Annotated in this window: 21 protein-coding genes and 1 other RNA gene; 9 read left to right on the forward strand and 13 right to left on the reverse strand. The window is 52.0% G+C overall.

Translation table 11 applies throughout. The features are described from left to right. Position 1 precedes the first annotated feature (1 nt). From dolP to AC3ITF_RS02730, 4 genes are read right to left on the reverse strand one after another with little or no spacing between them, the layout of a single operon-like run. Positions 2-577 carry a division/outer membrane stress-associated lipid-binding lipoprotein gene (gene dolP / locus AC3ITF_RS02715; protein ID WP_489176108.1) on the reverse strand — a complete coding sequence of 192 codons (576 nt, stop codon included), beginning with the start codon at positions 575-577 and terminating at the stop codon, positions 2-4. A 9-nt stretch (positions 578-586) separates the two neighbouring features. Beyond that, entirely contained in the window at positions 587-1,177 is a 591-nt protein-coding gene (gene diaA, locus AC3ITF_RS02720) for a DnaA initiator-associating protein DiaA (protein ID WP_048213380.1), read from the reverse strand. Positions 1,178-1,197: 20 nt separating this feature from the next. Next, a complete protein-coding gene (locus AC3ITF_RS02725; protein WP_096755549.1) occupies positions 1,198-1,593 on the reverse strand; it encodes a YraN family protein in 396 nt (131 codons plus the stop codon). Further along, on the reverse strand, positions 1,551-3,605 hold the full coding sequence (locus AC3ITF_RS02730; protein ID WP_153880037.1) for a penicillin-binding protein activator: 2,055 nt from the start codon (positions 3,603-3,605) through the stop codon (positions 1,551-1,553). The genes AC3ITF_RS02725 and AC3ITF_RS02730 overlap by 43 nt, the downstream gene beginning before the upstream one ends. A gap of 62 nt (positions 3,606-3,667) precedes the next feature. Between AC3ITF_RS02730 and rsmI the strand changes: the two genes are divergently transcribed. Together rsmI and AC3ITF_RS02740 are read left to right on the forward strand one after the other, a co-directional pair. Next, complete coding sequence (rsmI, locus tag AC3ITF_RS02735; RefSeq protein ID WP_115257408.1) at positions 3,668-4,531, forward strand: 16S rRNA (cytidine(1402)-2'-O)-methyltransferase; 864 nt, start codon at positions 3,668-3,670, stop codon at positions 4,529-4,531. Between the two features lie 2 nt (positions 4,532-4,533). Further along, positions 4,534-5,541, forward strand: coding sequence for a Fic family protein (locus tag AC3ITF_RS02740; protein ID WP_489176109.1), 1,008 nt, complete (start codon positions 4,534-4,536; stop codon positions 5,539-5,541). A 73-nt stretch (positions 5,542-5,614) separates the two neighbouring features. Here the strand turns inward: AC3ITF_RS02740 and kbaY are convergent, their stop codons facing one another. From kbaY to kbaZ, 8 genes are all read right to left on the reverse strand, one after another. Next, positions 5,615-6,490, reverse strand: a complete 876-nt coding sequence (kbaY, locus tag AC3ITF_RS02745) for a tagatose-bisphosphate aldolase subunit KbaY (RefSeq protein ID WP_117342724.1) — start codon at positions 6,488-6,490, stop codon at positions 5,615-5,617. 12 nt (positions 6,491-6,502) lie between these two features. After that, entirely contained in the window at positions 6,503-7,657 is a 1,155-nt protein-coding gene (locus tag AC3ITF_RS02750) for an AgaS family sugar isomerase (protein WP_489176110.1), read from the reverse strand. Between the two features lie 301 nt (positions 7,658-7,958). Next, complete coding sequence (gene nagA, locus AC3ITF_RS02755) at positions 7,959-9,092, reverse strand: N-acetylglucosamine-6-phosphate deacetylase (protein WP_115257412.1); 1,134 nt, start codon at positions 9,090-9,092, stop codon at positions 7,959-7,961. Next, on the reverse strand, positions 9,089-9,523 hold the full coding sequence (gene agaF / locus AC3ITF_RS02760) for a PTS galactosamine/N-acetylgalactosamine transporter subunit IIA (protein ID WP_115257413.1): 435 nt from the start codon (positions 9,521-9,523) through the stop codon (positions 9,089-9,091). The genes nagA and agaF overlap by 4 nt, the downstream gene beginning before the upstream one ends. 16 nt (positions 9,524-9,539) lie before the next feature. Then, positions 9,540-10,418, reverse strand: a complete 879-nt coding sequence (gene agaE, locus AC3ITF_RS02765) for a PTS N-acetylgalactosamine transporter subunit IID (protein WP_115257414.1) — start codon at positions 10,416-10,418, stop codon at positions 9,540-9,542. After that, a complete protein-coding gene (gene agaW / locus AC3ITF_RS02770; RefSeq protein WP_115257415.1) occupies positions 10,408-11,187 on the reverse strand; it encodes a PTS N-acetylgalactosamine transporter subunit IIC in 780 nt (259 codons plus the stop codon). Before agaW ends, agaE begins: the two co-directional genes overlap by 11 nt. Positions 11,188-11,197: 10 nt before the next feature. Further along, complete coding sequence (gene agaV / locus AC3ITF_RS02775) at positions 11,198-11,671, reverse strand: PTS N-acetylgalactosamine transporter subunit IIB (RefSeq protein ID WP_137400193.1); 474 nt, start codon at positions 11,669-11,671, stop codon at positions 11,198-11,200. A 19-nt stretch (positions 11,672-11,690) separates the two neighbouring features. Then, positions 11,691-12,968 (reverse strand): tagatose-bisphosphate aldolase subunit KbaZ, encoded by a 1,278-nt coding sequence (kbaZ, locus tag AC3ITF_RS02780; protein WP_242461260.1) that lies wholly within the window; start codon positions 12,966-12,968, stop codon positions 11,691-11,693. A gap of 268 nt (positions 12,969-13,236) precedes the next feature. Between kbaZ and AC3ITF_RS02785 the strand changes: the two genes are divergently transcribed. Beyond that, a complete protein-coding gene (locus AC3ITF_RS02785) occupies positions 13,237-14,040 on the forward strand; it encodes a DeoR family transcriptional regulator (protein WP_115257418.1) in 804 nt (267 codons plus the stop codon). A 151-nt stretch (positions 14,041-14,191) separates the two neighbouring features. Here the strand turns inward: AC3ITF_RS02785 and garD are convergent, their stop codons facing one another. Continuing rightward, positions 14,192-15,763, reverse strand: a complete 1,572-nt coding sequence (gene garD, locus AC3ITF_RS02790) for a galactarate dehydratase (protein ID WP_096755557.1) — start codon at positions 15,761-15,763, stop codon at positions 14,192-14,194. Positions 15,764-16,159: 396 nt separating this feature from the next. On the opposite strand from garD, the gene garP reads away from it, so the two are divergent. From garP to tdcA, 6 genes are all read left to right on the forward strand, one after another. Beyond that, on the forward strand, positions 16,160-17,494 hold the full coding sequence (gene garP, locus AC3ITF_RS02795) for a galactarate/glucarate/glycerate transporter GarP (protein ID WP_489176111.1): 1,335 nt from the start codon (positions 16,160-16,162) through the stop codon (positions 17,492-17,494). Positions 17,495-17,509: 15 nt separating this feature from the next. Beyond that, positions 17,510-18,280, forward strand: coding sequence for a 2-dehydro-3-deoxyglucarate aldolase (gene garL, locus AC3ITF_RS02800; protein WP_117342718.1), 771 nt, complete (start codon positions 17,510-17,512; stop codon positions 18,278-18,280). A gap of 30 nt (positions 18,281-18,310) precedes the next feature. Further along, entirely contained in the window at positions 18,311-19,201 is an 891-nt protein-coding gene (garR, locus tag AC3ITF_RS02805; protein WP_096755560.1) for a 2-hydroxy-3-oxopropionate reductase, read from the forward strand. A 65-nt stretch (positions 19,202-19,266) separates the two neighbouring features. Further along, positions 19,267-20,412: a glycerate 2-kinase gene (gene garK, locus AC3ITF_RS02810; protein ID WP_096755561.1), complete on the forward strand. Its 1,146-nt coding sequence runs from the start codon at positions 19,267-19,269 to the stop codon at positions 20,410-20,412. Positions 20,413-20,444: 32 nt separating this feature from the next. Next, an RNA gene (rnpB, locus tag AC3ITF_RS02815) (RNase P RNA component class A) lies at positions 20,445-20,821 on the forward strand. Between the two features lie 1,009 nt (positions 20,822-21,830). After that, positions 21,831-22,769, forward strand: a complete 939-nt coding sequence (gene tdcA / locus AC3ITF_RS02820; RefSeq protein ID WP_096755562.1) for a transcriptional regulator TdcA — start codon at positions 21,831-21,833, stop codon at positions 22,767-22,769. Positions 22,770-22,771 lie beyond the last annotated feature (2 nt).

Raw genomic sequence — 22,771 nt, forward strand, 5'->3', positions numbered from 1 at the left:
ATTACTTAATAAATGTAAACGCGGTCGTGACGCGTTTCACGCCGCTGACCCGGCTGGCGATATCCGCCGCAGCCTTCGCTTCACGGTCGGTAACCAGACCCAACAGGAAGACTTCCCCGTTCTCGGTGGTCACTTTAACGTTGGATGATTTTACCTGATCGCTGGTGAGCAACTGGGAGCGCACTTTGGTGGTGATCCAGGTATCGTTGGAGGCTTCACCCAGACCGATTGGCTGACCCTGACGGACCTCGTTAAACACTTCCGTCGTCCCTTCTACGCCCACCGCAATCTGTTTTGCACGCGCAGACAACTCGCTGTTAGGAGACTGCCCCACCAGTAGCACTTTACCCTGATAGGCGCTGACGTTGATGCGCGCTTCTTTCTTGATCTGGGCATCTTTTGATAACGCGGTACTGACGCGTAATTCCAGGGTTCCATCATCTACCTGGGTGCCGACGCTGCGAGGGTCAGTTGCGGCTTTCGTTCCGACAGCTGCCGTTCCGACAACGGCGGCAGCGACACAGCCTTGCAACAGCAGCGCAGAAAGAACCACTGCGAGCGGCGAAAATGCCTTCATGTGTACTCCTTAATCATCCTGGTGAGGGAAAAGCGTGTTATCGATAAGATCGCAAAGGCAGTTCACCGTCAGCATATGCATTTCCTGAATGCGTGCGCTGTGGTGTGAGGGAATGCGGATTTCGACATCCTGCGGCCCTAATAATCCGGCCAGCTCTCCCCCGTCATAACCGGTCAGAGCGACGATCGTCATGTCGCGGGTGACGGCAGCTTCAACGGCTTTAACGATATCGCGACTGTTGCCACGCGTAGAAATTGCCAACAGAACATCACCTGCATGTCCCAGCGCACGGACTTGTTTTGCATAAACTTCGTCGTGCAGGCGATCGTTGGCAATCGCAGTTAAGACCACATTATCAGTATTTAGTGCAATAGCAGGTAAACTGGGCCGTTCTGTTTCAAAACGGTTGATCATACTGGCAGCAAAATGCTGTGCGTTGGCAGCGGATGTCCCATTACCACAACAGAGAATTTTGTTGCCATTGAGCAGGGATTGAACCAGCGTCATGGCTGCACGGGAAATCGCATCCGGGAGCGCTTCAGCCGCAGCAATCTGAGTTTGAATGCTTTCTGTAAAGCAGACTTTAATTCTGTCTAACACGCTAATCCTTAAATCTTCAATTATGAGTGGTCATTAAAGGCATCCTTTAACCACTCAACATCATTTCCGGTGAAGGCTAACACATCGAACCGACAATCCACAGTATCAAAACTCCCATTGTGGCGCGCAAGCCACAAGCGGGCGGTGTGTAATAATTTCTGTTGTTTGCTGCGGGTCACACTCGCCGCCGCCCCGCCAAAAAGAGCGGAACGACGAAAACGGACTTCAACAAAGACGGTGGTCTTGCCTTCACGCATTATCAGGTCGATTTCGCCGCCGCGTTCGCGCACGTTGGCGGCGATAAAACGCAGTCCTTTGCCCTCCAGCCAGCAACGCGCGGTGGCTTCCCACGCGTCACCGGTCTGTTTACTCGTTAACTGGCGGGGACGACCTGTCCTTGCTGGTATTTGAGCCATGATAACTTCCTGTTAATCACACAATCCGGCGTGGCGGTTAATGCGCCAGTGTTGCCGTTAATTTCAAAGCCCTGCACCTGACGCATTTGCGTGAAGTGGTTAGCCAGCGACCACGCATCGACCCCCATGGCGTACATGCGTGCCAGCGAGTAATCGTTGCGCACGGCACTAAGCGCCTGCTGCATGAGCGGTTCGTTGCCGCCGGCCAGCATCGGAATTTCACTGTACTGCAAGCCTTCCATTTCCAGGCGGAAGTCAGGACCGGCAGTACCCTGCGCGCTACGGGAGCTGGCATACAGCGTGGCACCGCTCTGGCTGCCGTTACGCATGGCGATCATCGGCTTAATAAAGGCGATCTCTTCCGGCGTGGCCAGAATATACACGGCGTCAACACGACCGCTGCCACCGGTGATTTGCGCATCGGTCGGCGGAGCCGGGATGGTGAGTCCACCAATCGTGACGCCAGGCTGTGCTGGCGCAGAGGAGACGACCGGGCTGCCCGTCAGGGCAATCCCTGCACCACCGTTGACGCCCATTCTCAGTTCTGCTGTAGAGCCGAATTTCTGTTGCAACACCACGCCGCCGCCAAGTTTTTGCCATTCCTGTGCAAAGGCGTTGGCCACGCGATCGCCTAACGCGCTACGCGGCGTTAACAGCAGCGGGGTTTGTTTTCCCTGATCGCGGATGTGACGTGCGGCATCGCGCGCTTCATCTTCCGGTGACAGCGCGAAGTAGCACACATTCGCCAGGTTCTGCACGGCTTCAGGCTGATTAAGCGCCAGTACGTTCAGCGGTGTGCTGCTCTTCATCAGTTCTTCAACATTGTTCTTCAACAGAGGGCCGACAACAATGCTGGCACCATCCTGCTGCACCTGGGCCAGGATCTGATTCAGCGGCTGTGACGAGGTGTCATAAATTTTCAGCTCTGCGGAAGGATTCGCCGGGGCGCTGGCCGTCGTTGGCTGAGTTGGTGCTGTTTGCGGCGCGCTAACCGGTGTGGCTGGCTGTGCTGGCGCATCGTTGGTCAGATCGCTCACCGAGGCCTGGGAAGGGCTGGCCACGCCGTCGACGGACTGCGGTTGTGCAACGGGCGTGGTGGCGTCCGTGACGGCTGCAGGGGCTGCGGCGACAGGGGTTGATACTGGTTGCGTGCCATTGTTTTTCGCTGCTTCAAAACCCTGCTGAATAGTGCGACCAAAAACAGCGGCCTGACCGTTCAGCGGCAGTAGTAGGGCTATCTTGCTGGTGGACGCTGGCTTATAGCTCTGGACGTTAACCAACTGCGTGGGCAGTAATTTTGCCCCCGGGTTTTGCGGATAGCGTTTTTGCCAGTCGGCAATGCCGGCCTTCATCATGTCGGCATCGCTACGGTTATCAAACCAGACGCGCTGGAGATCCAGCCAGCCTTGCAGAACATTTTCATCAGCGTTGATGACCAGCGCCTGCGCCTGCTCTGGTGTCATTGACGAGAGTGTCTGCCAGGTCGCATCGATGTTTTTCTGCTTATCGTTGGCGGCCAACAGCGGCTCTTGAGCGATTAGCGCACGCAGCAGCGTTAACGATGGACGCCCCTGGCTGGCATCAATTTGTGCCTGCCAGTAACGCGCCTGTTGGTTCTGATCGAAATCGGCTGGTTTTAGCTTCTCCAGCAGGGCCTGCGCGCCCGCGACATCTTTCTGCGCAAGTTTGATCTCAACGGCCAGCAGGGATTGTTCACGACGCTGGGCATCGTTCAGGTTCTGCGGCAATTGGTTGAACAGATCGACAGCCTGCTGGCTCTTACCTTCTTTCAGCAGTGCACGAATGGCGAGTAATTGCCAGTTGGTCTTGCTATCATCTGAGCTTTGCTGCATCTGTTGCAGATAAAAGCCGGAATCAGCTTGTGCTGTGCCCTGCATATGGGCTGCACTCTGGTCTGGCGCCTGGGTGCCACAACCGGCGAAAATCAATGCTGCCAGAATGACTGGCAGAGCGCGCGCGGCTTTCATACGAGAAAATGTTGAGGGTACCATACTGTATCCAGTGATATTTTTTACGCAATGCTCAATATTAAATCGGCAATACGGACGACACAATGAAACAACACGAATCGGCGGATAATTCTCAAGGCCAACTCTTTATTGTACCTACTCCTATCGGAAATTTGGCTGATATTACCCAACGAGCGCTCGAAGTTTTACAAGCCGTTGATTTAATTGCCGCTGAAGACACCCGTCATACCGGATTATTATTACAACACTTCGCGATTAGCGCCCGTATGTTTGCGTTACACGATCACAATGAGCAACAAAAAGCCCAAATGCTGGTGGCGAAGCTCAAGGAGGGCCAGAACATCGCGCTGGTTTCCGATGCCGGAACGCCGCTGATTAACGATCCTGGCTATCACCTGGTGCGTACCTGTCGTGAGGCGGGTATTCGAGTTGTGCCGCTACCGGGTCCTTGCGCGGCCATCGCCGCATTAAGTGCTGCAGGCCTGCCATCAGACCGTTTTTGCTACGAAGGCTTTTTGCCCGCCAAATCCAAAGGCCGTCGCGATGCAATGAAGGCCATTGAAGCGGAACCTCGTACACTGATTTTTTATGAGTCCACCCACCGTCTGCTCGACAGCCTGGAAGACATGGTCGCCGTATGGGGAGAGTCGCGTTATGTGGTGCTGGCGCGCGAGCTGACTAAAACCTGGGAAACCATTCACGGCGCCCCGGTCGGCGAATTGCTGGCGTGGGTAAAAGAAGATGAAAACCGCCGTAAAGGCGAAATGGTGCTGATTGTTGAGGGCCATAAAGCGCAGGACGACGATCTCCCGGCCGATGCCTTGCGGACGCTGGCGCTGTTACAGGCAGAACTGCCGCTGAAAAAGGCCGCCGCACTGGCTGCCGAAATCCACGGCGTGAAAAAGAATGCGCTGTATAAGTACGCCCTGGAACAGCAGGGAGAGTAAGCGTGAGTGGCTACCAACCTCCCTTTGCCATCACCCCATTGATACTCAATCAGGTCATTGAGATTGGTGAGCTTATGGGATATTGGGCGGTTGTGGCTGGCAGGGCATCTCCTCTTTTGCGCAAAGAGAACCGCATCCGTACTATTCAGGCCTCTTTAGCGATTGAGCATAATTCGTTGAGTGCAGATCAGGTCACTGCCCTGATGGATGGCAAGCGAATACTGGCTCCGGCAAAAGATATACAGGAAGTCAGGAATGCGATTCTGGCATATGAAAAAATGTCAGAATGGAAGAGTCATCAGTTATCCGATCTTCTCCGGGCCCATGAGATTCTTATGATGGGACTGGTCGATAACCCCGGGCGGTTGCGCTCCGGGAATGTCGGTGTTTACAGAGAAAAAAAGCTCATCCATATGGCCCCCCCGGCATCACAAATTTCGCGTTTGATAGATGAGCTACTGGGCTGGTTAAAAACAACCGAGCTCCATCCCCTGATAGCCGGGGCTATTTTCCATTATGAGTTTGAGTTTATTCATCCTTTTGCCGATGGTAATGGTCGGATGGGACGGCTGTGGCAGACATTGATTCTGAGTGAATGGCGAGCAGAACTGGCGTGGCTACCGGTGGAAACGCTGATCCACTTCCAGCAGGAGCGTTATTACCAAGTGTTAGGGCTGTGCGATCGGCAAAGTAGTTGCACGCCATTTATAGAATTTATTCTGGAAAATATTATCTCTGCTTTGCAAGACGGGTTGGGAAAATCATCAGCCCTGTCGGAAGACATGTCGGAAGAAATGTCGGAAGAAATGTCGCCTGATTTACTGGATATAGAAAAACGCATACTGCATATTTTGTCGCGTCAGCCTGCACGAACTGCCAAAAGCCTTGCCGATGAGTGTGAAATCTCAGCCCGAACCATTGAACGCTATCTGAAAGCGTTGCAGCAGAAAGGCAAACTGCAACGCGTTGGTGCGAAGAAGGGAGGTTTCTGGCGGGTTTGTACGCTGTGATTTATTTGATGCAAGCGCTATCTGAAGTTAATCAGACCGCGCTTTTGAATCATTCACTAAAAAGAGATGAATGTTATGATAATTCGCGGGCAGGCATTAATCTGTTTGCCGATCCGCAGACATTAATTTTACTGCGTACCACTTCTTTCATGGCATCCATACCGACACGCATGTAGTAACGGGGATCGTTACCCTGTGGATTTTCTGCAAACCAGGCTTTGACCGCATCGGCAAAGGCGATTTTCAGTTCGGTGGCGACGTTGACCTTACACACCCCCAGCTCAATGGTGCGGCGGACATATTCATCAGGTACATCGCTTGCGCCATGCAATACCAGTGGGATATCGACCACTTCACGAATTTCTGCCAGACGCTGGAAATCAATTTTCGGGGTTTTGGTATAGAGACCGTGCGCGGTGCCGATAGCGACGGCGAGACTGTCTACACCAGTACGTTCGACAAAACGTTTTGCTTCCTGAGGATCTGTCAGGAAAGCGCTTTCTGCATCCACGCTCATGTCATCTTCAACGCCACCCAGACGACCCAATTCAGCTTCAACGCTGCAATCTTTGGCGTGGCAAAAATCCACAACGGATTTCACCAGCTTCACGTTTTCTTCGAACGGGAAGTGGCTGCCGTCAATCATCGCGCTACGCACTCCAGCGTTCACCTTACGACGGATATCGTCCAGCGATTCGTGATGGTCAAGATGCAGTGCCAGAGGCATGTCATAGGTTGCGGAGTAGGCGTTGCATAGCGCGTAGATCTCTTCTAACGCAATATGCTTAAAGGTGCCTGGTGTTCCGGCGAGGATCACCGGCGATCGCATTTCATTACAGACTTCGAGGATAGCCTGGATCGTTTCGGCATTGTGGATGTTAAACGCAGGTACGGCATAGCCCTTTGCCTGGGCATCCTGCAGGAGGTATTTCGTAGAAATAATGCTCATGATGCGATCCTTTTAGCCGTTCCAGGAATGAATAACAACGCCCTGAACGACGCGGTTGACTGTACCGCTGGCAGAAGGCGTATCCGGTGTATTGCCGATACTGATGGATTGCGTCAGTGCGAACACCTGGGCATACATCAGGAAGCAGAAAGCGAGCTCCATATCGATAAAAGTGCGTAAAGGTGGCAATAGAATATGTGGACCGGCTTCAATAATGGCATCGGTCTCTGCGGCAATGGCCACAACGCGCAGTGCCTGTTGATCACGACGTAACTCTGCCAGCAGATCGAGATCGTACTGACGTGTATAGGGATGGCTGGAGACAAACACCACGACCAGTGTTTCGTTATCGACCAGTGATTTAGGACCATGGCGAAAACCGGTTGGTGAGTCATAGAATGCGGCCAGTTTACCCGCCGTGAGTTCCAAAACTTTCAACGCTGATTCACGTGCGGCACCTTGTAATCCACCGCTGCCGAGGTAAACGATCCGTTTCCACGGTTCGTTACCAAACACGCCGTGGCTAAAATCGCCCAGTGACATCAGGATCGCCTGACAGCGATCGGCCACGTCGCGGAATGTCTGGCTGTTGATTTTCTCTGGAACAAATACCGCCAGACAACTGGCCATCATAGTGGTGATACTGCTGGTCATCGCGAAACCGCGATCGTGCGTTTCTGCAGGCATGAGTAGTGCAAACGCGTTATCGCTATCGGCCGCGTTTTGGTACAGGCTGCCCGCTTCGTTACAGGTGATTGAGAGGTGATAGCATTCAGGGACAAACTGATTCGCCAGCTCAACTGCTGCAACACTTTCCGGGCTGTTACCCGACCGTGCAAAAGAGACCAACAGCAGCGGATGCGCTGGTGCCAAATAATCCATTGGATTGGTGACCAGATCGGTTGTCGGGATGGCGCTGATGTTCTTTCCGGTGTGGCTGGCGAGCCATGGGGCAATAATGTCACCGATAAACGCGGAGGTTCCCGCTCCCGTCAGTACGATCCGCAGATCGCTTTTACGCAACAAGGGTGCGAGAAAACTGTCGATGGAGGATCGGATTTTTTCGATATTGCTGAGTGAGCGGATCCAACTGGCGGGCTGCTGGCGAATTTCTTCTTCTGTCCAGGTGCCCGTTATCGCGCGAACAGGGGTGTAGGTTTCTGGCATAACTCAGTCCTTAGTCGTGTGAATTCCACATCAGACGCTGGCAAACTTGTCGCTATCTTTCGTTTCGTTTCACTTGTACATGTAATCAGTTGAATTAAATGTATAGAAAAGAAATTGAAAGTTCAAATGAATAAAAGGAAATAAAACGAAAATTGTGATCGTGCAAGAGTATGGTTTTATTATCTTATTGATATATAAGATTTAAATTTGGAATCGTAGCGTATGGCGTTTGTTACTTCGAAAGGAAAAGAAAGGCCTTGCGGTGTTTAAGCGAAGGCCAATAGCATACACAGTGAAAGGTCTAGAGTGGGAACGTGCGGCCCTGGATCCAGATTTGTTGTAAATGCAGAGCGCTATCAAGGGCAATAATGCTGGCACGCTTGCCCGTTTTTAATGATCCTAGCTGGTGATCAATACCTAACAAGCGAGCAGGATGCAGTGAAGCCATATGGATAGCATCTTCTGGCGTACTTCCGGTGAATTCGACCATATTGCGAACGGCCGCATCAACGGACAGTGTACTGCCGGCCAGACCGCCAGAAGCGGTCCGTACGATACCGCCGCGCATGTCTACCGTTTCGCCACACAGCGTATAGCGCCCATCGGGCATACCGGCGGCCTGCATTGCATCGGTGATTAGCACTATCCGATCTTTTGCACAATTGCAGCACAGCGTCATGGCTGCCGGGTGGACGTGGTGTCCGTCGGCAATAAGCTCCAGCCATGCGCGCGGATCGGTTAACCCCGCGCCGACCATACCGGGTTCCCGATGATGCAGCCCTGTCATGCCGTTGTAGCAGTGCACTAACCCATTTGCACCGGCGTCAAAGGCGGCTCGGGTTTGTTCCCAGGTTGCAGCACTATGACCCAGCATCACCCTGACATCCTGTTGCCTGAGGTGCCGAATAGCCTGCAATGAGCCTGGTTTCTCTGGTGCCAGCGCCACCACGCGCAAAGTTTGCCGGGAAATTGCAATCAGCTCATCCAGCTCGTTAAGTTCCAGCTCCCGAAATAACTCAGGCGGGTGCGCGCCTTTATTCTGTGGCGTGAAATACGGTCCCTCCAGATAGCTGCCCAGCACTTGCGCACCGGGGCCACCTGAATGATAGCGATGGGCAATTCGTTGCAGTGCCCCGTGAATATCCTGCAATGGGGCGGTGACGGTAGTGGGCAGCCAGCTGGCTACCCCTTCACGTGCTTTGTGCATCGCCAGCTTGTCGAGTGAGTCTGCCGCTTCATCCATAACATCGACGCCACCCCCTCCGTGGACATGGGTGTCGATGTAAGCAGGGCACAGCAGGTCGGCATCACGCCCCATCACGCCAGAGGGGATAGGCTCAATCGTCGTGATAGTGCCTTCTTCTATACGTAATTGATGATCGTCCAACCAGCCCTGTTCAGTCAGCAGACGTCTGGCGCGCAGCAGTTGTGTCATATCCCTTCCTCAACGGGGTGTTCCTCGCGACACCGTCCCAGCTCATCGACCAGGCTGGTCAGGCCGCGATGCCCGCACTCCAGTGCTTGTAGACGAAATTCTTCGCTGCTCAAGCCTTCACGCTCCAGCACCATCTCCAGCAGAAGCTGCAGATTGGTACCGGTGATCACTTCACTTCCTTGTTTTTGCATCGCCAGGGTAGACGCGACACGAAACGGAGTGCCACCCAGCAGGTCAGTCAGAAAAATGATATTTTCCTTAGCGTCCAGTTCACTCACCGCTTGTTCAAGTTGCGAAGTGAGCAAGGCGGTGGTTGAGGTTTCTGGAAAGTCGATGGCGATAAACTGAGACTGTTCCCCCAGAATCTGTTTCATCGCCTTTTCCATTCCGCTGGCAAACCCGCCATGACCCGTCAAAATAATACCTAACATCTACAGCCCCTTGTATTTACAGGAAATGACAGAATTTGCCGACTACGCCGAGCACCACAGTAATGGCGATAAGACGCAGAGGACTCCAGCCACGACGAACCAACCAGAACATGGTTAATGTGTAGACCAGTGGCAGGAAAGCCGGCATCAGTTTGTCAATAACATCCGTCTGCAGTTTTACCACCGCATCACCTGCGGTAATTTCCAACGTGGTGTTAAGGCGAACGTAAGTTGCAACCAGGGCGCCAATCACCGTCATCCCAACGATGGATGCCGCATGCCCAACCTTCTTGGTATTGGCCTTAATCAGTGGGATGGCCGCGACGCCCATCCGATACGCGTAGTGTGCCAGGCCAAAACGCAAACCAAGATGGACAACGTTGAACATAACAATAAACACGACTGCGCCAAGAATAGACCCCTGTAGCGCCAGGCTGGCTCCGATCCCTCCGCAAATGGGCAGCAGCGTTAACCAGAACATCGCATCCCCGATGCCCCCGAGCGGTGCGCCTACGGCAATCTTGGTACTTTGAATACTGTTCACGTCCTGCTTGGAGCGTTCCATCGCGAGGATGATGCCAATAACAAACGTCACCAGAAACGGATGGGTATTAAAGAACCCCATATGGCCTTTCATTGAACGCGCAAGATCGCGTTTATTGGTGTGAATCTTTTTCAGTGCGGGCAACAGACCGTACAGCCATCCTGATGCCTGCATACGTTCGTAGTTAAAAGATGCCTGTAGCAGCATGGAACGCCAGGCTACGCGGTTGATGTCTTTTTTTGTCAGCTCCGCCCCAATGTTCTGATCTTCATAGATGTTTTCATTGGTGCCGGTAAGCAGCGTATCTTCGGTATCGGAAACGTTCGGCAGAGCCGTTTGGTTAGATTCCATCTTCGAATTCCTCTTTTTGTGCTACCGGGGCTGTAGGTTCAGGTGATTTACGCAGAAAATCGATCAGCGCCATTGCCAGTGCGGCGGCGGCGATAGCCAGTACCGGGAGCTTGAGCCAGGCAGCGGCAACAAAACCCAGAATAAAATAGGGGATATAGACGTTCTTCATCATGATTTTCAGCAGTACGGCAAAACCGATTGCTGGCATGATGCCGCCGGCGACGCCGAGGCCGTCAATCAGGCGTGTGGGTAGCACATCAATGGCGGTTTTGGCATGTTCCGCGCCAAAGTAAATCGGCAGGAAGGCGCATAAGAAGTAGAACGTCCCCAATGCCAGTAATGCCAGATAGTTCACCCGCTCAATTCCGGCTGTATCGGCATTCGCTGCCATCCGATCGCAGCGAGCCATAACACCCGACATCACGGAGAACAGGAAGGTAATCCCCATTTGAACCGCTACGGCGAATGGCACAGCCACACCAACGGCAACCTCTGGTTTTACGCCGGTCGTAATAGCAAATGTTGTTCCGACAATGGTCCCGATGATGACGTTTGGTGGCTGAGCACCCGCCAGTGGGGCCAGGCCCATCCACACCAGTTCCAGCGTACCACCGGTTAAAATACCGGTATGCAGATCGCCCAGTATCAGCCCGACCAGCGGTCCAAGAACCACCGGGCGGTGCATATGCGTTAACCCGTTGAACATATCCAGGCCTGCGATAAAGGCGAGAATACCCAACGCAAAAGCCTGCAACAGACTAATTTCCATTGTGAATTCCTCAGAGAAGTTTGAAGAGGTCCTGGGCGGGTTCGGTTGGTACGCCCTGAACGAAGCATTCCACGTCGGCGGCTTTCAGCCCGTTAAATGCCGTAATATCTGTAGCGTCTACAGAAACGGTTTTGGCGATTTGCTGCTTGCCGTTGGCGTAGTGCATATTGCCAACGTTGATGCGGTTAACCGGAACGCCGCCTTCAACCAGCCGTAAGAAGTCTGCGGGGGTTCTGCAGACCAGCAGAATTTTCTGACGATCGGCAGCACGGTGGATATTGTCGATCACTTTTTGCAGTGACCAGAAGCGCACGGCAATCCCTTCCGCGAGCACCATTTCCATCAGGTTTTGCTGAACCTGATCTTCAGCGACCTCATCATTGGCAACCAGAACCAGATTTGCCCCCGCAAATCCGACCCACTGCACACCGACCTGACCGTGAATTAAACGTTCATCAATGCGACTTAATACAATGTTTGGCATAGTGTTTTTCTCTTTCTTTTTATGCGTTATGGGATGATGCGCCCTGGCAGGCACGGTGGTATTGCTGCAGTATGTCCTGAATATGGTTAATGATGAGTTCTCGTGGTGTGGCGTTGAGATCTCCCTCGCGCACTTTTACGTACTGCAACGGTAAATATTGGCTGATGAGCGGCAGCGGAATTGGCTCGTCTGCCAGGTTGCGTACCAGTCGGTCGAAGGCGTCATCAATCTGGCTGTCTGGCCAATAGTAACGAACCCGATCGGAGTAACTGTAACCTCGTGCCAGTCGACGTGCGTTGCCATCTCCGTGGTAATGGCTCTGCCAATATTCCGGGCGATCGAGCATCACGCTTTCCAGAACATGGCGTAGACCTGAGCAGGCCTTTGCTGGCAGTAATTCTTCTTCAATAGCGGCCAGTGAGAACAACGCTTCACGCAGGGCGAAGGTCAGGGCTGGGCCAACTTTCAGGATCGCAAAGTGATCTTTGACCAACTGGCGCAGTGACTGTGGTGTTTGATAATCGGTGGAATGCGCTTCAAAGACCAATGTGTCGTAGGCTTCTACCATCTTGCTTAAAGCAACGGCTTTTTGCGGCTGATAATCAATAATATGTGTGTGGTCAAATTCAACGCCGGGTTGCACCACCAGCGCGATAATGCGTGGCCAGATGGCGTCCAGACCCTGTTTTTCAAACGCATGATGATGAGCTTCCAGCGTGGCACGTGCCGCGTCAGGTGTAGTAACTTCCAGCTCCGTTAACGTTTCGTGGGCACCGCCGGGAACCGGAACCTCCGTGCCGATCACGTAAACCAGATCGGACTCGCCAAAATGTGCCTTACAGGTTTCTTCGGCAACCTTCGCCAGGCGTGCCGCGCGTTCAGCGACGATGGCATCCGTTAATGGAACAGGATCGCCCTGGCAGGACATGCTGCAATCCAGGTGGATTTTTTTAAATCCTGCAGCCACGTAGCTTTTAATGAGGTCGTCAGCATTGGCCATTGCCTGCTCTGCGGGTAGGTTTTGCCAACGGTTTGGTCCGAGATGGTCCCCACCCAGAATTAGCATTTCCTGAGGAAAGTCAAAAGATTCTGCCAGGCGACAGACAAAACTGCGAAAATCGGCTGGCGTCATACCGGTATAGCCGCCAAACTGGTCAACCTGATTGGACGTTGCTTCTATCAGCAACGGTGTATGGTTTGCATGGGCGTAGCGTATTGCTGATTCCAGTACCAATGGATGCGCGGAACAAACGGCATAAATCCCGTTTGCTTTCCCCCGTTTATGCTGCTCCACCATTTTAGTTAGATGTTTCACTTTCCTCTCCAGGTCAGATTACTGCGACATCAATCTTTCGTTTTGTTTCATTTGATACTGATCCAAGTTGCCATAAAAATAAAACGAAAGATTATTGTTTTCCGATCTGTTTCACAAAAGAAACATAATGAAAGGTTTCAGCGGCGATTCTATCGCTATCTGAGCCGGTTGTAGTGCTTGCAATCCGGTAAAAGAAAGGCGTTAATAGGCAAAACGAAATGAAACGAAAGAATTAACTAAAGGATCTCTTATGAGCAATACCGATTCTGCAAGTAAGCGGGTAACAGGTACCAGCGAGCGGCGCGAGCAGATTATCCAGCGGTTGCGACAGCAAGGAAGCGTGCAGGTGAACGATCTTTCTGTTTTATTTGGCGTCTCTACGGTGACGATCCGCAACGATCTGGCGTTTCTGGAAAAGCAGGGTATTGCCGTTCGTGCCTATGGTGGGGCGCTGATCTGTGACAGCAATACGCCGGGCGTGGAGCCTTCTGTTGAAGATAAGAGCTCGCTGAATACGGCGGTTAAACGCAGTATCGCCAAGGCTGCCGCTGAAATGATCAAACCAGGGCATCGCGTGATCCTGGATTCCGGCACTACGACCTATGAAATTGCCCGTCTGATGCGCCAGCATACCGATGTGATTGCGATGACCAATGGGATGAATGTCGCCAGTGCCTTGTTGGAAGCTGAAGGTGTCGAGCTGCTGATGACCGGTGGACATCTGCGTCGTCAGTCGCTGTCTTTTTATGGCGATCAGGCCGAGCAGTCTCTGCAAAATTACCACTTCGACATGCTGTTTCTTGGTGTTGATGCTATTGATTTAGAACGCGGTGTGAGTACGCACAATGAAGACGAAGCCCGGCTTAACCGTCGGATGTGCGAAGTGGCTGAGCGGATTATCGTGGTGACTGATTCCAGCAAATTCAATCGCTCCAGCCTGCATAAAATCATTGATACACAACGTATTCATACCATCATTGTGGATGAAGGTATTCCAGCGGAATGTCTACAAGAATTACACCGTAGCGGCGTCGAAGTGATCATTGTTCAGTGATGGCAGGGACAAATTCAGCAGTAGTGATGCCTATTCAGTTACAGACACAGGGCTGCTAATCGTTGAAATGCCGGATAGCAGCGCTAAAGCGCCTTATCCGGCCTACGGGACAGGGCGCTTATAGGCCGGAAAAATGCTCAGCCAGAGAAAATCAGGTCACCGGTGCCGGGTTAAACACCGCCAGCTGGTTGTGCAGTCCCCACTGATCCGAGAAGGTTTTCTTACGTCCGCTCGCCACGTCGAGAATGAACTCGAACAGCTTCAGACCGACATCTTCAATGGTTTCCTCACCGGTAGCGATGGTTCCGGCATTGATATCCATCAGATCAAACCAACGGTTGGCCAGTTCGGTGCGTGTTGCCATTTTAATCACTGGAACTGCCATCAGACCGTACGGTGTACCGCGACCGGTGGTGAACACCTGCACGGTGATCCCGGACGCGACCTGCTGCGTGCCGCATACAAAGTCGCTGGCAGGCGTTGCCGCGTAAATCAGGCCGCGTTTGGTCGGACGCTGGCCCGGCGATAACACTTCCACAATGGCGCTCTTACCCGATTTGGCAATCGAGCCCAGCGCTTTTTCGACCACGTTAGCCAGACCGCCTTTCTTGTTGCCCGGAGAGGGGTTAGCGCTGCGGTCGGTTTGTCCCAAATCCAGGTAGTTATCGTACCAGGCCATCTCTTCGAGCAGGCGCTTGCCCACTTCTTCATTGATGGCGCGCGGCGTTAACAGGTGGATGGCGTCACGCACTTCAGTCACTTCCGAAAACATCACGGTGGCACCGCAGCGCACCAACAGATCGGACGCGTAGCCCACTGCCGGGTTAGCGGTGACGCCAGAAAACGCATCGCTGCCGCCGCACTGCATGCCGACCACCAGTTCAGAGGCCGGGCAGGTTTCTCGCTGACGCTGGTTGAGTTTTACCAGATGGCGCTCGGCAACCTGCAAAATGTCTTCCACCATCGATTTAAAGCCCACGTGTTTTTCATCCTGCAGGCTGACAATGCTGGCGCTGTCTACCGGGATGCTTTTCACATCGTGCGTGCCTTCTAACAGGCGTTCCGGCTGGAGTTTTTCGCAGCCGAGTCCGATAACCATCACTTCGCCACCGAAGTTGGGGTTCAGGGCAATGTTATGGATGGTACGAATTGGCACGATAGCGGCCGGTGCATTGATGGCTACACCGCAACCGTACAGATGGTTCAGCCCCACCACGCCGTCAACGTTCGGGTATTTGGGCAGCAGATCGCGCTCAATGATTTTCACCACATAATCCACCACGCCCGCCACGCAGTGTACGCTGGTGGAGATGCCGAGCAGGTTCTTGGTGCCCACGCTGCCGTCGGCATTACGGTAGCCTTCGAAGGTGTAGCCTTCAAGAGGAGGAAGCGGCTCCGGCACTTTGGTTGCCAGCGGCAGCGTCTCCAGCGGCGGGGCTTTGGGCAGCTCAACCATTGACTCATCAATCCAGCTACCGCGTGCGATGTCGCGAACGGCGTAACCGATCACTTCACCATAGCGCACGATTTCGCCGTGAACAGCAATATCCGTTAGTGCCACTTTATGACCCTGGGGAATATGTTCAATCAGCGCCAGTCCGTCCGGGAAACGTGTCCCGGCTTTCAGACCATTGTCATTGACAATAATCGCCACATTATCAGTGTCGTGTACTTTAATATAAAACGCCGTGGGCGATTCTTGTCTAATTTCGATGTCGGCCATTGTCCAGTATTCTCCAGCCAGGTGGTGATAATAGATATATATCGAATCTAATTATAAGTAATAAAGACTCAGTGTCGTGGAATAAGAATGTCAGGAGTTTTAATTTAAGAATGTGAGCGAGATCACTTAAACTTAGAAACGCCGCGCCACCAAGGGTATCAATACGTAAATGTGTGCATCAGCGCCCATGGTTATGTGCATATGCATAAAATAATATTTTAATATTATGCTTTTAATGAGCGTTTGCACAATGATTAACGACGCTGCGCTGATTATACTGAATCACGGTTTAATAGCGACTGATAAATAAAAGCGTATTTTATCTTACGGTAATTTATCAGCGTAAACATCCTTCAAAATAATAATAAAAATCTTTTTGTACCTGAGGTAAATAGAATGATACTGGATACGGTTGTAGAGAAAAGGAAAGGTACGCACACCCGATATTTAATACTGCTGATAATATTTATTGTCACTGCCGTAAACTATGCAGACCGCGCGACGTTGTCTATTGCCGGTACTGAAGTGGCCAAAGAGTTGCAGCTCAGCGCCATATCAATGGGTTACATTTTCTCCGCCTTCGGCTGGGCCTATTTGCTGATGCAAATTCCCGGCGGCTGGCTGCTCGACAAGTTTGGTTCGAAGAAAGTCTATACCTACAGTCTTTTCTTCTGGTCGCTGTTTACCTTCCTGCAGGGTTTTGTCGATATGTTCCCGCTGGCCTGGGCGGGGATCTCCATGTTTATCATGCGGTTTATGCTGGGCTTCTCGGAAGCGCCTTCCTTCCCGGCTAACGCCCGTATTGTTGCGGCCTGGTTCCCGACCAAAGAGCGTGGCACGGCCTCTGCGATTTTTAACTCCGCGCAGTATTTCTCACTGGCGCTGTTTTCACCGTTGCTGGGCTGGCTGACCTTCGCCTGGGGCTGGGAACACGTCTTTACCGTGATGGGCGTGATTGGCTTTGTGCTGACCGGACTGTGGGTAAAACTGATCCATAACCCTACCGATCACCCACGGATGTCGCAGGAAGAGCTGAAGTTTATCTCGGATAACGGCGCGGTAGTGGATATGGACCACAAGAAGCCGGGTGGTGCTGCGGCGAGCGGTCCGAAACTGCATTACATCAAGCAACTGCTGACAAACCGCATGATGCTGGGGGTGTTCTTTGGACAGTATTTTATCAACACCATCACCTGGTTCTTCCTGACCTGGTTCCCTATCTACCTGGTGCAGGAAAAAGGTATGTCGATCCTGAAAGTCGGCCTGGTCGCGTCTATTCCGGCACTGTGTGGATTTGCCGGTGGTGTACTGGGCGGCGTGTTCTCAGATTATCTGATTAAACGCGGCGCCAGCATCACCCTGGCGCGTAAGCTGCCGATCGTGCTCGGAATGCTGCTCGCCTCAACCATTATCCTGTGCAATTACACGGATAATACCACCTTCGTAGTGGCGCTGATGGCGCTGGCGTTCTTCGGTAAAGGTTTTGGCGCGCTGGGTTGGCCGGTGATTTCCGATACCGCCCCGAAAGAGATTGTGGGTCTGTGCGGTGGCGTATTTAACGTATTTGGTAACGTGGCTTCTATCGTAACCCCGCTGGTGATTGGTTACCTGGTGAGCGAGCTGCACTCATTTAATGCTGCGCTGGTATTTGTAGGGTGCTCGGCGCTGATGGCGATGGTTTGCTACCTGTTTATTGTCGGTGACATTAAACGTATGGAATTGCAGAAATAAACAAAGGTATAGGCGATGAATAACACGATTTTCCCAAACAAATTTAAAGCGGCACTTGCGGCGCATCAGGTTCAGATTGGCTGCTGGTCCGCGCTGGCAAGCCCGATCAGTACCGAAGTATTAGGCCTGGCCGGTTTTGACTGGCTGGTGCTGGACGGTGAACATGCGCCAAACGATATCTCGACGTTTATCCCACAACTGATGGCGCTGAAAGGCAGTTCCAGCGCGCCGGTTGTACGTGTGCCGACCAACGAGCCGGTGATCATCAAGCGTCTGCTGGATATTGGTTTCTATAACTTCCTGATTCCGTTTGTTGAGACCGAAGAAGATGCGGTGAACGCCGTGGCATCTACCCGCTATCCGCCGGAAGGTATTCGCGGCGTATCGGTTTCTCACCGCGCCAATATGTTTGGCACCGTGCCGGACTACTTCGCACAGTCGAACAAAAACATCACCATCATCGTGCAGATCGAAAGTCAGCAGGGTGTTGATAACGTGGATGCGATTGCCGCAACCGAAGGCGTGGACGGTATTTTCGTCGGCCCAAGCGACCTGGCCGCCGCGTTAGGCCACTTGGGCAATGCCTCCCATCCGGAAGTGCAAAAGGCGATTCAGCACATCTTTGCGGTCGCGAAAAAGCACGGTAAGCCAAGCGGCATTCTGGCACCGGTTGATGCAGATGCCCGTCGCTATCTGGACTGGGGCGCGACGTTTGTTGCCGTCGGTAGCGATCTCGGCGTGTTCCGTTCAGCGACGCAAAAACTGGCTGATTCTTTTAAGAAATAACCACCATCGACAGTATAGAGAGATAAAGACATGACAATGAAAGTAGGTTTTATTGGCCTCGGTATTATGGGTAAACCAATGAGTAAAAACCTCCTCAAGGCAGGTTACTCGCTGGTGGTTGCTGACCGTAACCCAGAAGCGATTGCGGAAGTCATCGCCGCAGGCGCAGAAACCGCTACCACGGCGAAAGCCATTGCTGAACAGTGCGATGTGATTATCACCATGCTGCCGAATTCCCCACACGTAAAAGAAGTGGCGTTGGGCGAAGGCGGTATCATCGAAGGCGCGAAGCCGGGCACCGTTCTGATCGACATGAGTTCAATCGCCCCGTTAGCCAGTCGTGAAATCAGCGATGCGCTGAAAGCGAAAGGCGTGGATATGCTGGATGCACCGGTGAGTGGCGGCGAACCGAAGGCGATTGATGGCACGTTGTCGGTGATGGTCGGTGGTGATAAAGCGATTTTCGACAAGTACTACGATCTGCTGAAAGCGATGGCGGGTTCTGTGGTGCATACCGGCGACATTGGCGCGGGTAACGTCACTAAGCTGGCAAACCAGGTGATCGTGGCGCTGAATATTGCGGCGATGTCTGAAGCGCTGACCCTGGCGACCAAAGCGGGTGTGAACCCGGATCTGGTGTATCAGGCTATTCGCGGCGGACTGGCGGGCAGCACCGTGCTGGATGCCAAAGCGCCGATGGTGATGGACCGTAACTTTAAACCGGGTTTCCGTATTGACCTGCACATCAAAGATCTGGCGAATGCGCTGGATACCTCACACGGCGTGGGTGCACAGCTGCCGCTGACTGCAGCGGTAATGGAAATGATGCAGGCGCTGCGCGCTGATGGGCTGGGAACGGCTGACCACAGTGCGTTGGCATGCTACTACGAAAAACTGGCGAAAGTGGAAGTCACTCGCTAACAAGAAGGGCGCGACTGCGCGCCCTGTAATTCTTGCCTCGCGCGGCACTGTCAGGCTACATAACTATGAAAATCGTAATTGCCCCAGACTCTTATAAAGAAAGCCTTTCTGCCACCGAGGTAGCGCAGGCGATAGAAAAAGGATTTCGGGAAATTTTTCCCGATGCGCACTATGTTTCTGTTCCGGTCGCCGATGGCGGCGAAGGGACCGTTGAAGCGATGATTGCCGCCACGCAGGGAACGGAACATTTCGCGTGGGTAACGGGACCGTTGGGCGAAAAAGTGAATGCCAGCTGGGGCATGTCCGGAGACGGTAACACCGCGTTTATCGAAATGGCGGCAGCCAGTGGGCTGGCGCTGGTCCCTCCAGAAAAACGCAACCCCTTAGTCACCACGTCGCGTGGTACCGGGGAGTTGATTCTCAAGGCGCTGGAAAGCGGCGCGCAAAATATCATTATTGGTATTGGCGGCAGTGCGACCAACGACGGTGGTGCGGGTATGGTACAGGCGCTGGGGGCAAAACTCTGTGACGCCAACGGTACTGACATTGGCTATGGCGGCGGTTGCCTGAATAGCCTGAATACCATTGATATCTCGGGTCTGGATCCGCGCTTAAAAACCTGTTCGATTCGTGTTGCCTGTGATGTGACGAATCCATTGACCGGCGAAAACGGTGCATCCCGCATTTTTGGTCCGCAGAAGGGCGCGACTGAAGAACGCATTATCGAGCTGGATCGTAATTTGTCTCACTTTGCCGACATCATAAAAAAATCGTTGCGCGTTGATGTGAAAAATGTGCCCGGAGCCGGAGCCGCTGGCGGTATGGGGGCGGCATTAATGGCATTTTTAGGTGCAGAACTGCGTAGCGGGATAGAGATTGTGACCCAGGCGCTGAATCTGGAAGAGCATATTCACGACTGTACGCTGGTGGTTACCGGTGAAGGACGCCTCGACAGCCAGAGTATTCACGGCAAAGTGCCTGTCGGCGTGGCAAGTGTGGCGAAGAAATACCACAAGCCGGTGATTGGTATTGCGGGCAGCCTGACACGCGATGTGGGCGTGGTGCATCAATATGGTATCGATGCCGTGTTTAGCGTATTGACCAGCATAGGTACGCTGGAAGAGGCCTTCCGGGGAGCATTTGATAATATTTATCGGTCATCCAGAAACATCGCCGCTACGCTGGCGATAGGAATGCGCAGTGCGGGGTGACATTGGCCCGCAAACCCTCTATACTTCGCGCCGAAGCTGACCAGACAGTCGCCGCTTCGTCGTCGTCCTCTTCGGGGGAGACGGGCGGAGGGGAGGAAAGTCCGGGCTCCATAGGGCAGGGTGCCAGGTAACGCCTGGGGGGGAAACCCACGACCAGTGCAACAGAGAGCAAACCGCCGATGGCCCACGCAAGTGGGATCAGGTAAGGGTGAAAGGGTGCGGTAAGAGCGCACCGCGCGGCTGGTAACAGTCCGTGGCACGGTAAACTCCACCCGGAGCAAGGCCAAATAGGGGTTCACAAGGTACGGCCCGTACTGAACCCGGGTAGGCTGCTTGAGCCAGTGAGCGATTGCTGGCCTAGATGAATGACTGTCCACGACAGAACCCGGCTTATCGGTCAGCTTCACTCTTTATAGAACCCCGCTTCGGCGGGGTTTTTGCTTTACGGCAGGCAACAAGATGAATGACTGTCCACGACGCTATGCTCAAAAGAACGCGGCTTATCGGTCAGCTTCACTCTTTATAGAACCCCGCTTCGGCGGGGTTTTTGCTTTACGGCAGGCAACAAGATGAATGGCTGTCCACGACGCTATGCTCAAAAGAACGCGGCTTATCGGTCAGCGTCAACTATTAAGGAAATCCTCTTCAGAAATGGCGAGGGTTTTTGCTTTTATGGCGTGTTTTTTATGCCTACTGGTCCCGATTTTTTTGTAGGCCGGATAAGGTGCTTGCACCGCCATCCGGCAAATTTGCGGTAAATCTCATTTTTATTTTCCCGTTATTTATTCGAAAACGTCTTTTTCAGCGGCAAAGGGGTTGCTGAAAATTTCCAGTTTTGTGACAGCTAACACAAAACGCTTATCGATACGTTTCGCTATAGAAAAAACACACGCAATCGATCGAAATCACAAAATTACTTGCTGTGAAAACATCAAAAACCAGCGTTAATTTATTGTTGCATTTGATAATTTATTGTTTGTTTTGTTTTGAATAATGATAAATGCAATGTTTCTTTACAAACAAATAAGGCAAAATAGTGTGATGCATGGCGTTATTTAACCACGATAATAATTAAATTATAATTTTATTTGATAAATTGCTCATTAAATTTAAACGTTATCCCGACCGATAATTACTCTGTAATTGCTTGAATTATCATCTTTCAACCGTCGGTTAAATAACCGTTAACGTGCATGTGTTATCGCCATAAATTTTCGTTATCCCCCCATCTTTTTTTGATTAAAGTCAGGTTAAAGTGAGATCGTTTTTCTTCATTGCATTGATAAATAACGATTTTATTGGTTTATAATAATCTTACAAAATGTAAGTGAAGGGGATTTGTGAGTGGTCGCACATATCCGTGAACGTTTAATTTGGTACACTTCCTGCCGTCAACAAAGTAATTAGAGCAGGCCGATATGAATACTATTTCTCTCCCTAAAACACAGCACTTAGTGGTCTTTCAGGAAGTCATTAGAAGTGGTTCTATCGGCTCAGCTGCAAAAGAATTAGGTTTAACTCAACCCGCAGTAAGCAAAATCATTAATGATGTTGAGGCTTATTTTGGTATTGAGTTGGTGGTGCGTAAAAATACAGGCGTCACATTGACCCAAGCCGGTCAGGTGATGCTCTCATGGTCTGAATCTATTACCCGTGAAATGAAAAACATGGTTGATGAGATGAATAGCATGACGAGCAATGCGGTTGTTGATGTGTCGTTCGGTTTCCCCTCACTGATCGCCTTTACCATCATGTCCGGCATGATTAAGAAGTTTAAAGAGGTGTTCCCGAACGCGCAGGTTTCCATGTATGAAGCCCAGCTTTCCTCTTTCTTACCAGCGGTTCGTGATGGGCGTCTGGACTTTGCAATCGGCACGTTAAGCGATGAGATGAAATTGCACGACCTGCATGTGGAGCCGCTGTTCGAGTCAGAGTTTGTTCTGGTTGCCAGTAAGTCCCGAACACGCACCGGCATCACTACGCTGAGCGCATTGCAAAATGAACAGTGGGTGTTGCCGCAAACGAATATGGGTTACTACAGCGAGCTTCTTACTACGTTACAAAAAAATGGCATCAGCAGTGAAAACATCGTTAAAACAGACTCGGTCGTCACAATTTATAATCTTGTTCTCAATGCTGATTTCTTAACAGTAATTCCCTGCGATATGACCACTCCATTTGGTTCAAACCAGTTTATTACTATTCCGGTAGAAGAGGCCTTACCGGTCGCGCGTTACGCCGCCGTCTGGTCTAAAAATTATCGAATTAAAAAAGCAGCATCAATTTTGGTGGAATTAGCCAAAGAATATTCATCATATAATTGCCAGCGACGAAAGCAATTAATTGAAGTTGATTAAAG

The sequence above is a fragment of the Citrobacter sp. KH_055_1 genome, assembly GCF_057838705.1.